Genomic DNA, 13273 nt, shown 5'->3' on the forward strand with positions numbered 1-13273 from the left:
CGTGAGGTGGACGGGGGAGCCCGGGCGTTCGCGTGCTCAGCTGTACCGTTCCTCGTTCCACGGGTTCGCCGTGTCGCTGTATCCACGCTTCTCCCAGTAGCCGAGCTCTTTCCCCGTGAGGAACTCGACGCCCGAGACCCACTTCGCTCCCTTGTACGCGTACTTCTGTGGGGTGACGACCCGGATCGGTCCCCCGTGGTCGGCGGGAAGGTCGTCGCCGTCGTAGCCGTACGCGAACAGCACGCCGTCTCGGGTGCACTCGTCCAGTGCGAGATTCGTCGTATAGCCGTCGAGCGCGTGGAAGAGGACGTGTTCGGCGTCGTCCCGAACGCCGGCCAGCTCGACGATATCGGCGAACTCGACGCCGGTGAACGCGCAGTCGAACTTGCTCCAGCCGGTGACGCAGTGGAAGTCCTGTCGCTGCGTCACCGCGGGGAGGTCGCGGAACGCCGACAGCGAGTACGACAGCGGCTCGTCGACCGCCCCCCAGACCTCGAAGGCGAATGAATCGGGGTCGACGGAGGGCGTTCCGCCCTTCGAGAGCACGGGGAACCGGTCCGTCTCGCGCTGCCCGGGCGGGAGTCGCTCGTCGCCGTACTCGCGATAGAGGTCGGTGAGGTCCTCGATCTCCGGATCTCCGGTGCCCTGATCCTCGCTCGCGGTACCTGATGTAGTCATACGTATCGAGACGGCGTCCGGTCACCTATGAATGTCGCTCCGCGCTGAGCCGTCGCTCGAACGCTCCTTACTGTCTCTAGAAAACATCAATAATAATATGGTATTTTCGGATTTTCTAACGTAGGTTGGGGTGGCTTGAATTGAAATTACTGAGTTCCCCAGTCGAGCTTTCTCATAACCGTATCGCCGACGCCAAATTTATATACCCATTGCCATTACTCCCGGACAGGAAATGCCACGAGTAGAGATAACCGTGCCGGAGCATCTGGAGATGCAGATCGCCCAGATGGTCGAGCAGGGTGAGTTCCTCAACCGTGAGGAAGCGGTCGAGGAACTCCTGTCGACGGGGATCAAGGCGTACAAAACGAGCGGTCCGATGGAGGATGACGACTCCGGTGGGTTCGAAGACGAGGGGATGATGGGCCACGAAGACGAGTACGTCTTCTGACCGTCCGGTACCGTACGGCACGAGAAACCGTCTGACGGAACCGTGCGTGTACCCCTCAACAACCCTTATAGGGCGTAGGCTACGTATTTAGGCGTATGCACAAGGACGAACTGCTCGAACTCCACGAACAGATGGTGACGATCATGGAGCACTTCCGCAGCCACGAGACGGTCGATAGCGCCCTTTTTGACCCCTACGACGAGCTCGACGTCGACCCCTCGCACGTCCATAAATCCAAGAGCGAGCACAAACACGCCGTGTTCGTGCTCGGTAACGCGCTCGCGAACGCCATGAGCGAGGACGAGTTCTCCCCGGCCGGCCGCGTCGGTAAACGGATGGAGGAACTCGCCGACGACGCGGAAAGCAAGATCTGAATCAGGTCCGAGACCCCCGGCCGCGTCGAGCTGAAAGCGAGAGCGAAAGCGAGTCGCTCGGCGAGCGGCGGGAAGTTCCGCGTCGGCCCGACCCGCGGATTGATATGCGACCACCCGCTCTCTCCTCCACATGATCGCGGACGCGCTGACGTCGGACGCCGCTCACCTCGTCGTCGGTGCCGTCCTCGTCGCCGTCGCGCTCATCGCCGTCTACCGGACGGATCGCCCCGACGGCGCGTGGACGCGACAGCTCCGGTCGCGGTTCCTGTTGGGCGTACCGTGGGGGACGCTCGTGGTCGTCGTCGCCGTCGTCGCCGTCTACCTCTTCGTACAGCGCGGGATCGAGAACCCGAATCGACCCGTGGTGATCCCGTTCCGATCGTGGTCGTACTTCTATCCCGAAGGGATGCTCTGGTCCGGCTTCGCCCATTCGAGCCGGGGCCACATCACCGGGAATCTGCTGTCGACGCTCGTCGCCGGCGCGCTCGCCGAGTACGCGTACGGTCACTTCCCGGGCGGCCGCGGCGTCGACGACGACACGGGAACGCTTCGGTCGCATCTCCCGCGATCGGTCGCCCGCGAGGACGTGGCCGACTCGCTCTGGGGCCTGGCCGATTCGATCCCGAGCCTCGGCTCGCTGCGCCGAGCCGTCGCCGCGCCTCCGCCCGCATCGAATCCGTACGTCCGGGCGTTCGTCGTCGTTCCCGGCGCGATGCTGACGTTCGGGTTCGTCTCCTCGCTGTTCGCGCTCGGTCCCGTGATCGGGTTCTCCGGGGTCGTCTTCGCGCTGTGGGGGTTCGCACTGCTCCACTACCCGGTCGGGACTATCGCGGCGCTGACCGGCGCAACCCTCGTAAACGTCGCGTACGAAACGCTCCGAAACCCCGTCGTCGTCGCCGAGGCGAGCGGCTCGTACGGGCCCCCGAGCTGGGCGAACATCGCCGTGCAGGGACACGCGATCGGGCTTATCTCCGGGGTCATCGCGGCGGTGCTGCTGATACGGTATCGGCGCCGCAGCCGTCGACGACGGTCGCTCCTTCGGGGGCGAGATCGGACTCACACCGCCGGGCTCGTCGCGTTCGGTGCAGTCCTCCTGTTCGGCGCGTCCCGTCGACTGTGGGCCGTGTACTGGTACCTCGGGAACGAGCGGTACGAGCTCTACCGGGCGCTCGGTCTCGGACTGGTCGCCGTCCTCGCCGCGGTCGTCGCCGTCGCGGTCGCCGGGCGAGACGAGCCGTTCCGTCCGGACCTCGCCGTTCCGAACCCGGAGACCGTCCGCGACGCGATGCGATCGGCTACCCCGGCCGCAGTCGGGCTCCTCCTGTTAGTCTCGGCGCTGGCTCTCGTCGCGGGACCGGGTGTCGTCCCGAACCTCGTCACCGTCGGCGAGGGCGACCTCCCGGGCGATCCGATCGAGGTGGAGGGGTATCAGGTGACGTACGCGGAGGGCGTCGAGGACGAGGTGGTGAACGTCGTCGATATCGAGGCGTTCGGGCGGTCCACCTCGGTGCAGACCTCCGGTGTGATCGTCAAAAACGCCGATCGAGAGATCTGGACCACGGCGGTCTCGCGCGGGAACCTCGCCTTCTGGGGGTACCGCGCGGTCGACGTGGGCGGGACCGGCTGGCGCGAGACGGTGTGGGTCCAGCGGACCGGGTGGGTCGCGACGAACGGCGGACCGACGTATCGGGTCGACGGGCTCCACGACGAGACGCGGTCGACGCTGTTCGCGAGCGATCCGGCTCGGGCGGAACCGCGAATCGACGGGCGAAACGTGAGTATCGCGGCGGTCGAGGGCGGATTCGAACTCCGAGTCGACCGCGAAGGAACGACGGAATCCGCCCCGTTCCCGGCGGCGAACGAGTCCGTGACGCTACAGGGGGTCTCGTTCGTCCGCGACGGCGACCGGATCGTCGCGGAGCGCGGAGAGACGCGGGTACAGATCGCTCAGCGGGAGCAGTACGAGGGACGGCAGTAGCGGCACACGACAACATTCGAACGCCGGGTGCCGGAACGACGCGCGTCGAGCGGAGCGTCGGTACCGCGAACTCAGCGCCACTCGATCCGGTACACTTCGGCGTCGATGTCGCGAGCGGCGTCGGTGTGGTGGTCGAACTGCGCCGCCAACTCGAACGCCGCCGCGAACGCGTGAGTCACCTCGCCGCCGTTGTCGGCGGCGAACGATTCCACGAACGCCCGGCTCCCGCCGTTGTGAACCGAGTACGAGACGTCGGCGATTTCGCTCGCGGTCGAGAGGAAGCCGCGGTCGGCGTTGCGGTTTCCGTCTTGTGCGCCGAACGGCGGATTCATCACGACCGTGACCGGGTCCGGAATACGGAGCGGGAGCCGCGTCGCGTCGGCTTGGACCCAGTGGACCGGCGCGCTCGCCGCGACCCGTCGCTCGTTGGCCGACGCGGTCGTCAGCGCGGACCGGTCGAGTTCGATTCCGAAGACGCGCGCGGGACCGCGGAGGGCGGCGGCGAGCGCGAGCATCCCCGTGCCGGTGCCGAGGTCGACGACGGTGCGACCGTCAACGTCGCCGTGAAGGTCTGCGAGGTGGACGACGTGGGCGGCCAGATCCGGCGGCGTCGGGTACTGTTCGAGCGCGACGCGGGGGTCTTCGAAGCCAGCGACCACGCCGAGCTTCGTCGCGAGCGAGCGCTTCGTCGCCATCGCTAGGCGGCGCCGTCCCCGGTCCGAACGAGTTCGACGCCTTCGCGCCGAGCTCGTTCGGCGAGCGCCGACAGCGCCGGTTCGGCCACGCCGGAGTCGACGACTTCGTCGAGTCGGACCGCAATTCTGCCGGCGCCGAGGAACGCGGCGGCGCGAACGAACTCGCGCAAGCGGTCCGCCTCGCGCTGGATCGCGAGCGTGTCGTCGTCGTCGAACCGAGCGTCGACCGCCAGCGTCGCGGGCTGGTAGCCGCGCGCGGACAGCTCGGTCTTGATATCGCGTAGGTGCTCGGGTGCGGTGCTTTCGAGGTCGGCTGCGTCGATGACGATGGGATCGACTGCTGCCGGTCGACACCCGTCGAGCGTCGCCGCAATTCCGTCGGGCTCCGTCGTGCTCATACTCGTCATATGTTATAGTAATACAAAAGCATTACTCAATGCTCAGTAGTAATATGTTGTCGGGGGAACGACCGCACACCGAATAGATATCGACCGTATCCAACGGTCACGTTTCGTGTTCACGGAGGCGTCGCAGAGACTCCGTTCGGAGCCGTACCCGACAGTGTCGTAGAAGGTAGACACACCGTTCGACCCGTAAAACGCCCCAAATACCCGTTTGAGGTCGGAGTCTTCGTTTCTTGTCAGCTGATATATGGGACAAAGGTTTAAATGCGGCAGTAACCAGAAACCTTATAATGGAACGTCCGAGCCGCCAGCGTCAACAGGAGCGAGACACAGAGCGAGAGTCGGACGAGGAAACGCTCACTTGTCCGGAGTGTGACTCCGAGAGCATCGTCACGGACGCCGACCAAGAACTCGTCTGTGAGGATTGCGGGCTGGTACTCGACGAACAGAATATCGACCGCGGACCGGAGTGGCGCGCGTTCAATCACAACGAACGGCAGTCGAAGTCGCGCGTCGGTGCCCCCATCACCGAAACGATGCACGACAAGGGGCTGACGACGACGATCGACTGGAAGGACAAGGACGCGTACGGCCGCTCTCTCTCCTCGGAGAAGCGGTCGCAGATGCACCGCCTGCGCAAATGGCAGGAGCGGATCCGCACGAAGGACGCGGGCGAGCGGAACCTCCAGTTCGCGCTCTCGGAGATCGATCGGATGGCCTCGGCGCTCGGGGTACCGCGATCGGTACGGGAGGTCGCCTCCGTCATCTATCGACGCGCCCTGAACGAGGATCTCATTCGCGGACGCTCGATCGAGGGCGTCTCCACCGCCGCGCTCTACGCCGCCTGTCGGCAAGAGGGCATACCGCGATCGCTCGACGAAGTGGCCGACGTGTCGCGCGTTCCGCAGAAGGAGATCGGCCGGACGTATCGCTACATCTCACAAGAGCTCGGGTTGGAACTCAAGCCGGTCGACCCGAAACAGTTCGTGCCCCGCTTCGCTTCTGCGCTCCAACTCAGCGAGGAGGTCCAGTCGAAGGCGACAGAGATAATCGACGTTTCGGCCGAACAGGGGCTTCTCTCCGGGAAGTCTCCGACCGGGTTCGCGGCCGCCGCGATCTACGCTGCCTCGCTACTCTGTAACGAAAAGAAGACCCAACGCGAAGTCGCCGATGTCGCACAGGTCACCGAGGTCACCATCCGCAACCGGTATCAGGAGCAGATCGAAGCGATGGGATTCCGGTGAGCACGGTCACGCCTTGACATCCTCCCCGCGCTAAAGCGCGAGGCTTTCTCCTCGATTCTCCGTAAGCTGTCCGAGGACCGCGACGGGCTGAGACCAACAGCCTTCGGGTACCGCGACGGGCTGAGACCCGCGGCCTCCGGAAGTCGAGGATCGTGATCGGGTTTTTAATCGATACCGGGCGTATCTGCGGACAGCATGTACTCCGAGATCCTCGTACCGACCGACGGAAGCCCGGCGTCGAACGCCGCGATCGAACACGCGATCGACCTCGCGAAACAGTACGACGGCCGACTGCACGCCCTCTACGTCGTCGACGGCGCGGCGTACTCGACGCTCGAAGCGGGGGCGGAGATCGTCGTCGAAGCGCTCGAATCCGAGGGGAAGGAGGCAACGAATCGCGTCGCCGACGCGGCCAACGCCGCTGGCGTCGACTGCACGACGAGCGTCACCACCGGTACCGCCTATCGGTCGATCACTGACTACGTCGAGGAACACGGGATCGACATAGTCGTCATGGGTACGCACGGTCGGAAGGGACTCGACCGGTACCTGCTCGGCAGCGTCACCGAACGAGTCGTCCGGACTTCGGAGGTTCCGGTGCTCACGGTCAGACAGCCGACGGATGAGTGAGCACCGACTCGCGGAACCGCTGCCGACTATCAACAGGTGACACGTATGCGAGATTGGTTATCACACCGCGTCGTCTCTTCGCCGGACGACACCGCGCTCGTTCGCGCCGAGGACGGCGAGTCGTGGACGTACACTGACCTCGACCGGCTCGTTTCGGAGACGGCGGGCCGGCTCGCCGCGCACGGGATCGAAGCAGGCGACAGGCTTGGAGTCCTCACACCGCCGTACGTCGGCACGGTCGGGCTGATTCACGCCGCGATGCGGATCGGGGCGACGTTCGTGCCCCTCGGGGAAGGGATGACTGAGCGCGAGCTCGCCGAGCGGATCGACCGATCCGATCTCGCCGCCGTCGTCTGTGCCGAACCGACCGAAAGTGAGGCGATCGGGGCCGTCAAGCGGAGCGATTCGGTTCCGGTCTTCTCCGTCGACGAGCCCACGGCCGAGGCCGTCACCGGCGTTCACGACGTCGACCCCGACCCCGTCGATCCCCCGGAGTGGGGGTTCTCGGACACGCTCTGTATCTTGTTCACGTCCGGGACGACGGGCGATCCGAAGCCCGTCCCGCTCACGGCCGGGAACGTGTACAGCTCCGCGGTCGCGTCCGCATTCCGGCTGGGCGTCGACCGGGGCGATCGGTGGCTGGTATCGCTCGCGCTTCACCACATGGGCGGGCTCGCACCGGTGTATCGCTCCGTGCTGTACGGCACGACGCTGGTCCTCAGGGAGGGCTTCGATCCCGGCGGGACCGCCGACGACATCGACGCGTACGACGTCACCGGCGTCTCGCTCGTCCCGACCATGCTCCAGCAGATGCTCGACAGGCGGGGGACCCTCTCCGACTCGCTCCGAACGGTACTGCTCGGCGGTGCCCCGGCCCCGAGCGAACTTCTCGAACGCTGCCGCGGGTACTCGGTTCCCGTCTACCCGACCTACGGGATGACCGAGGCGGCCTCGCAGATCACGACGGCGACACCGCGGCAGACGAAGGGCCGGTTGGAAACCGTCGGTAGACCGGTCTTCGGCACCGATGTGACGGTCGTCGACGAAGACGGCGACGTCGTCGACCCCGGAGAGACAGGGGAGATCGTCGTCGACGGGCCGACGGTGACTCCCGGGTACATCGATCCCGATTCGGGGGATTTCGACCGGTCGTCGTTCGGACCACACGGTCTCCACACCGGCGATGTCGGCCGCGTCGACGAAGACGGGTTTCTCTACGTGCTCAACCGGCTTGACGATCGGATTATCACCGGCGGGGAGAACGTCGAACCGGGGGAGGTTGGCGACGTACTCCGCGGCTTCCCCGAGGTCGAGGACGTCGCGGTCGTCGGGGTCGACGACGACGTGTGGGGCGAGCGGGTCTCCGCACTCATCGCGGTCGGCGATCGGAGCGCCGCCACGAACGAGGTCGATACGGACGAGGTCGATACGGACGAGGTCGATACGGACGAGGTCGATACGGACGAGGGTGCGACAGGCGAAAGTGCGACAGACAGCGGAGAGACGAGTGTATCAGATGAGGATTCGGTCCCGTCTGACACGGACACGAGCGCATCCGGCGAGGATGCGAGCGGACCGGATCCGGACGACGACAGCGCAGCCAATGCCGACGCCGAGGCGGGCACGGCCACCGACGGATGTGCGGATCGAGACGACCGCGAAGACGTGACGCCCATCGACGAGAGCTCGCTCGTCACGTTCGCTCGGGAGCGACTCGCCGGGTTCAAGCTCCCGAAAACCATTGCGTATGTCGACGAGCTTCCACGGACGGTGTCGGGAACCGTCGACCGGGAGGCGGCCCGGACGATCCTTCGCGAGCGGGGACACGATCCGAGAGAGAGTCTCGGTCGCGATCTCGAAACGGCTGGCTTCAAGCCGGCCGATCCGGCAGACCCCGCGTCATCGGACTCGGCTGACGCGCCAGCGCGCGACGGAGAGTCGACCGATGATACCGGCGAATCGATCGATGACGAGGACGAATTGCCGGGTGAGGGCGACGAATCGTCCGACGGCGATGACGCATCCGGGAAAGCCGAAGCGGCGGAGGGAGACGAGACGGCGGAGGGAGACGAGACGGAAGGCGACCACGCCACCAACTCTACGGAAAGCCAGCCAGTAAAATAAACACACCCGGTGTTTTCCGTTGTTCCACGAACGTTTTGACCACGGAGTCCGCAGATACGGCATGGATCTGCTCGACGACAGCATCGTGCCGGAACACGCACGAGCGGTGAAAGGCGAGGCCCGTGAGTTTGCAGCGGAACACATCGCCCCGAACGCCGAATCGTACTACGAATCGGGCGACTACCCGTGGGAGGTGTTGGAAGCCGGGATGGACGCCGGTCTCGTCGCGCAGGATATCGGCGAGGAATACGGCGGCAAAGGATACGACCTCGCCCAGATACTCGCGATCGCGGAGGAGTTCTACCGAGCCGACGCCGGCATCGCGCTCACGCTCCAGCTCGCGAGCTTCGGCTGCGAGATGGTCGAGCAGTACGGCACCGACGAGCAGAAGGAGGAGTACCTCCGGCCGGTCGCCGAGAACGACCAGATATCGGGGCTCGCCGTCTCCGAACCCGAGACCGGCTCCGACCTGGCGGGGATGACCACCAGCGCCGAGAAGGTCGACGGCGGCTACGAGATCACGGGCGAGAAGTACTGGGTCGGCAACGCCGTCGAGGCCGACTGGCTCACGGTGTACGCGAAGACCGGCGACGGCGAGGACCGCTACTCGAACTACACGCTGTTCATCGTCGAGACCGATTCCGACGGGTACGAGGCCGAGCACATCCCCGAGAAGATGGGGATGCGAGCCTCCAAACAGGGCCACATCGTCTTCGACGACTGCTTCGTCCCCGAGGAGAACGTCGTCGGCAGCGAGGGCGGCGGGTTCTACGTGCTCGCGGACTTCTTCAACCACGGGCGGATCGTCGTCGGAGGCCACGGACTCGGGCTCGCGGCCGCCGCCATCGAGGAGGCCGAGGAGTTCGTCCACGGGCGTAACGCCTTCGGGCGCACCGTCAACGAGTTCCAGGCCGTCCAGCACACGCTCTCCGATATGCGGATCGAGTTCGAGTCCGCTCGCGCGCTCAATTGGCGCGCCTGCGAGAAGGTCGCGAGTAACGAGGACGCGGGCTACTGGGCCGCGCTGGCGAAGACGAAGTCGACGGAGGTCGCCACCGACTGCGCCGAGAAGGGGATGAAGCTCCACGGCGGGCGCTCTATCCTCACCGACCGCCGGATCGCCCGCGTCTACCGCGACGTCCGGATTCCGGTGATCTACGAGGGCGCGAACGACATCCAGCGCAACCTGATCTACCGGCAGTCGCGGTGACGATCGCGAGGGTCAGAATCCGCGAGACCGGCAAGAAGCCGAGCAGAACGTGGAACTTACCCGGTTTGGGCGCGCACGAACGGTATGAACGAAGCGCTGCCGCTCGTTGAGGGCCTGTTCCCGCGAGGGATCACGCAGTACCTGATCGGCGGGGTTCTCATCGGGCTCGGGACGGCGATCATCTACGTCGGCACCGGGATCCACGCCGGGGCGAGCACCTTTCTCGAATCCACGCTCTCGTACGGCTCGAAGCTCCGTCGCTTTCAGCAACCGAAGTTCGTCGCCTCGCGCGACTGGCGGGTCGTGTTCACGCTCGGAATCGTCGCGGGCGCAGCGGGGTACTCAGTGGCGACCGGTGAGTTCGGCTGGACCACCGAGGTGCAGCCCTCGCGACTGTTCGTCGGCGGCATCCTCATCGGCATCGGTACGCGGCTCGGGAAGGGATGTACCTCCGGGCACGGCGTCTGCGGAGTGGGCTCTGGGTCGCAAACCTCGATCGTCAACGTCGCGGTATTCATGCTCGTCGCCATCGGCGTCGCACAGCTCGTCATGGCGCTGGGGGTGACGCCATGAGCGGCGCCGGCGTGATCGCGGACCACGAGAGTCACCCGCTGTTCCTGCCGCTCGTCTTCCTCGGCGGCGCGGTGTTCGGCGTCGGGCTCGCGGTCAGCCAGATGGCCCGCCCGGAGATCGTCTTGGAGTTCCTCCAGTTTCGGGACCTCGGTCTCGCGTTCGTGATGGGCGGTGCGAGCGTCGTCGTCGGTGTCACGTTCTGGGCGCTCACGCGATCCGGGCGGAGCGCACCGCTCACCGGAAAGCGGTTCGGGCGACGGCTCAAGTCGATGGACCGAGACGTGATGGTCGGCGGCGGAATCTTCGGTGTGGGATGGGGGCTCTCCGGGATCTGCCCCGGAGCGGCGTACGCGAGTCTCGGCATCGGGAACACCGTCATCCTCTACGGCGTGGCCGGGATGTTCATCGGCGCCTATCTACAGGGCTACCTGCGCGAAGCGCGTGCGGACACGGGGTCCCCAGCGACCGCCGACTGAGTCGGACCGTCACGAAGGAACGCCGACGGTCGCCCAGCCGTTGAGGCCGAGCGTCCGCAGGGGACGAAAACGCCAAGACGCCGGGCCGACACGTCTCCGTATGCGACTCGAGGATTACTGGGGGATCGGCCCGAAGACGAGCGAGCAGCTCGTCTCGGCGCTGGGAACCTCGCGTGCGGTCGAGGCGATCGAGGCGGCCGACGTCCGTGCGCTCGTCGACGCCGGACTGCATCGCGGTCGGGCGACGCGCATCCTCCGCCGGGCCAACGGCAAGGCTGGAATGGACGTCCTCGCCACCGGCGACACGCGATCGGTGTACGACGATCTCCTTTCGCTGGCGGCCGGTGACGCGCTCACCGACCACGCCGCCGACCGGATCCGCGTGCTGACGCCCCTCGTCGACCGCGACGCGGTCGCGTCCCGGCTCGACGCGGTCGTTGCCGCGCGTGACGCGTGGGACACGCTCGGCGAGAGTGAGCGCGAGGCCGTCGTCGCGGCGTTCGACGCGTACGACGAGGCCAGCGGTTCGGAGTTGGCGGCCGTGGAAACCGCCCTCGCGCTCCGCGACGCCGGGCTCACCGACGCGCCGTTCGCGGAGATCGGCGCGCTCGACGAGGCCGCGCTGCGCGACGCCGCCGACGCGCTCGCGGACGTACGAGGGACGATCGGTCCCGACGCCGACGGCGAGATCGAGGTCGCCGACGGCGCGGACGCGGAGCTGGATCGCCGCCGCGAGCGGCTGGCGGCCGCGAGCGAACTCGCGAACTCGGCGTTCGACGTACTCGACGCGGTCCGAGACGGCTCGCTTCGCGACTTCGAGGCGCTGGAGGCGGCGACGATCGATCACGTCGCCACGGAGACCGGCGTCGACCCGGCGACGGTCCGGGCGGCGGCACCGGACAACGCGCTCGACGCGGCCGACTTCGTCTCGGGGACGCTGCGGGAGCTCGTCTCGGAGCTGGAAGAAGCGGTCACCGAGCGCGAGGCGGCGGTCATGGCCGACATCCGAGAGCGGATCGGCGCGGCACGACTCGGCGGTGTCGAGAACGGAGACGCCTCCGACGACGAACACGACGAGAGCGAGCGCGGCGACGTCGCCCGCGCCGTCGACGCCGTCTCCGACGCCGCGTTCCTGGTATCTCTCGGCCGGTTCGCGGCCGAGCGCGACCTCGTGCGGCCGACCCTCGTCGACGACGGGATCGCGGTGCGGAACGCCCGGAACCTCTTCGTCGGCGACGACGTCCAGCCGGTGTCGTACGCGGTCGGGTCGCACTCGCTCTCGGACGCGTCGGGAGTCGCGAGCGCGGAGACGCCGCCGACCGGCGACCGCGTGAGCGTCCTCACCGGAGCGAACTCGGGCGGGAAAACCACCCTCTTGGAGACGCTGTGTGCCGTCGCTCTGCTGACGTCGATGGGGCTCCCGGTTCCCGCCGAGGAGGCAGAGGTCGGGTCGTTCGACCGGATCGTCTTCCATCGGCGACACGCCTCGTTCAACGCCGGGGTGTTGGAGTCGACGCTGAAGTCGGTGGTCCCCCCGCTCGTCGAGGACGGGCGCACCCTGATGCTCGTCGACGAGTTCGAGGCGATCACGGAGCCGGGACGGGCCGCGGACCTACTGAACGGCCTCGTCACGCTCACGGTCGACCGCGGCGCGCTCGGGGTGTACGTCACGCACCTCGCGGAGGACCTGAGCCCGCTCCCGGACGCCGCGCGGATCGACGGGATCTTCGCCGAGGGGCTCACGAACGACCTCGAACTCCGGGTCGACTACCAGCCCCGGTTCGGAACGGTCGGTAAGTCCACGCCGGAGTTCATCGTCTCGCGGCTCGTCGCGAACGCCCGGGACCGTGGAGTCCGCGCCGGTTTCGAGCACCTCGCCGGTGCCGTCGGCGAGGAGGCGGTCCAGCGAACGCTCTCCGACGCGGAGTGGACGGGTGGCGATGACTGACGACGAGCGAGCCGGACCGGATCGAATCCGGTCGATCGCCGTCCACCGCGAGGACGTTGCGACCGCCCTCGAAGCGACGCTCCGGAGCGATCGGACGGTCGTGTTGCGAGTCACGCCGCCCTTTTCGGGACGAATGCGTGCCCGTCTGCATACCGTCGGCCCGTCGGAGTCCGGCGATTCGAGCCTCGAGGCCGACACCGCCGAAGGTCCCGGTCCGATCCACGTCGACCCGCGCGATTTGGTCGACGGCCTCCCGCCGTACCCGGAGGTCGACGAGACCGCCGCGAAGCACCCCGACGCGGACGTCGAGACCCGTCGTGAGCGGCACGCGGAAGCCGTCGCGACGTGGCGCGAGCGGGTTCGAGAGTCGATAGTCTCGTCGATCACAGTCGGTGACGACGACGGGTCTAACGAGGGCGGAGACAACGGGGACGACAGAGACGGGGATGCGCTAACCGTCGACGTGACTGTTCTCGGGTGATCGGTTATCG

The 13273-nt window shown here is 66.8% G+C and carries 14 protein-coding genes; 11 read left to right on the forward strand and 3 right to left on the reverse strand.

Annotated features, from left to right (window positions below):
- Nucleotides 1-36: 36 nt before the first annotated feature.
- Nucleotides 37-678 (reverse strand): sulfite oxidase-like oxidoreductase, encoded by a 642-nt coding sequence (locus tag ACNSN4_RS08395; RefSeq protein WP_418285356.1) that lies wholly within the window; start codon nucleotides 676-678, stop codon nucleotides 37-39.
- A 232-nt stretch (nucleotides 679-910) separates the two neighbouring features.
- On the opposite strand from ACNSN4_RS08395, the gene ACNSN4_RS08400 reads away from it, so the two are divergent.
- From ACNSN4_RS08400 to ACNSN4_RS08410, 3 genes are all read left to right on the forward strand, one after another.
- The gene (locus tag ACNSN4_RS08400) at nucleotides 911-1126 is read left to right on the forward strand and encodes a DUF7120 family protein (protein WP_418285358.1); all 216 of its coding nucleotides are present in this window, start codon (nucleotides 911-913) and stop codon (nucleotides 1124-1126) included.
- Between the two features lie 95 nt (nucleotides 1127-1221).
- Nucleotides 1222-1500, forward strand: a complete 279-nt coding sequence (locus ACNSN4_RS08405; RefSeq protein ID WP_418285359.1) for a UPF0058 family protein — start codon at nucleotides 1222-1224, stop codon at nucleotides 1498-1500.
- A 130-nt stretch (nucleotides 1501-1630) separates the two neighbouring features.
- Nucleotides 1631-3478 (forward strand): rhomboid family protein, encoded by a 1848-nt coding sequence (locus tag ACNSN4_RS08410; RefSeq protein ID WP_418285361.1) that lies wholly within the window; start codon nucleotides 1631-1633, stop codon nucleotides 3476-3478.
- Between the two features lie 71 nt (nucleotides 3479-3549).
- Here ACNSN4_RS08410 and ACNSN4_RS08415 read toward each other — a convergent pair whose 3' ends face one another.
- Both ACNSN4_RS08415 and ACNSN4_RS08420 read right to left on the reverse strand, forming a co-directional pair.
- A complete protein-coding gene (locus tag ACNSN4_RS08415) occupies nucleotides 3550-4173 on the reverse strand; it encodes an METTL5 family protein (protein ID WP_418285363.1) in 624 nt (207 codons plus the stop codon).
- A 2-nt stretch (nucleotides 4174-4175) separates the two neighbouring features.
- Entirely contained in the window at nucleotides 4176-4571 is a 396-nt protein-coding gene (locus tag ACNSN4_RS08420; RefSeq protein ID WP_418285364.1) for a DUF7961 family protein, read from the reverse strand.
- Nucleotides 4572-4867: 296 nt separating this feature from the next.
- Here ACNSN4_RS08420 and ACNSN4_RS08425 point away from each other — a divergent pair, with 296 nt between their 5' ends.
- The 8 genes from ACNSN4_RS08425 (at nucleotide 4868) to ACNSN4_RS08460 (ending at nucleotide 13263) form a co-directional block, all read left to right on the forward strand.
- A complete protein-coding gene (locus tag ACNSN4_RS08425; protein WP_418285365.1) occupies nucleotides 4868-5821 on the forward strand; it encodes a transcription initiation factor IIB in 954 nt (317 codons plus the stop codon).
- Between the two features lie 195 nt (nucleotides 5822-6016).
- On the forward strand, nucleotides 6017-6451 hold the full coding sequence (locus ACNSN4_RS08430) for a universal stress protein (protein ID WP_418285366.1): 435 nt from the start codon (nucleotides 6017-6019) through the stop codon (nucleotides 6449-6451).
- 45 nt (nucleotides 6452-6496) lie between these two features.
- Entirely contained in the window at nucleotides 6497-8575 is a 2079-nt protein-coding gene (locus ACNSN4_RS08435) for an AMP-binding protein (RefSeq protein ID WP_418285367.1), read from the forward strand.
- Nucleotides 8576-8636: 61 nt separating this feature from the next.
- On the forward strand, nucleotides 8637-9785 hold the full coding sequence (locus ACNSN4_RS08440) for an acyl-CoA dehydrogenase family protein (protein WP_418285368.1): 1149 nt from the start codon (nucleotides 8637-8639) through the stop codon (nucleotides 9783-9785).
- An 84-nt stretch (nucleotides 9786-9869) separates the two neighbouring features.
- Nucleotides 9870-10358 carry a YeeE/YedE family protein gene (locus ACNSN4_RS08445; protein ID WP_418285369.1) on the forward strand — a complete coding sequence of 163 codons (489 nt, stop codon included), beginning with the start codon at nucleotides 9870-9872 and terminating at the stop codon, nucleotides 10356-10358.
- Between the two features lie 11 nt (nucleotides 10359-10369).
- Nucleotides 10370-10834: a DUF6691 family protein gene (locus ACNSN4_RS08450; RefSeq protein ID WP_418285397.1), complete on the forward strand. Its 465-nt coding sequence runs from the start codon at nucleotides 10370-10372 to the stop codon at nucleotides 10832-10834.
- 100 nt (nucleotides 10835-10934) lie between these two features.
- Nucleotides 10935-12782 (forward strand): MutS-related protein, encoded by a 1848-nt coding sequence (locus ACNSN4_RS08455; protein WP_418285370.1) that lies wholly within the window; start codon nucleotides 10935-10937, stop codon nucleotides 12780-12782.
- The gene (locus ACNSN4_RS08460) at nucleotides 12775-13263 is read left to right on the forward strand and encodes a DUF8009 family protein (protein WP_418285371.1); all 489 of its coding nucleotides are present in this window, start codon (nucleotides 12775-12777) and stop codon (nucleotides 13261-13263) included. Before ACNSN4_RS08455 ends, ACNSN4_RS08460 begins: the two co-directional genes overlap by 8 nt.
- Nucleotides 13264-13273 lie beyond the last annotated feature (10 nt).

It is taken from the genome of Halorubrum marinum (genome assembly GCF_048381195.1).
Classification (GTDB): Archaea; Halobacteriota; Halobacteria; order Halobacteriales; family Haloferacaceae; genus Halorubrum.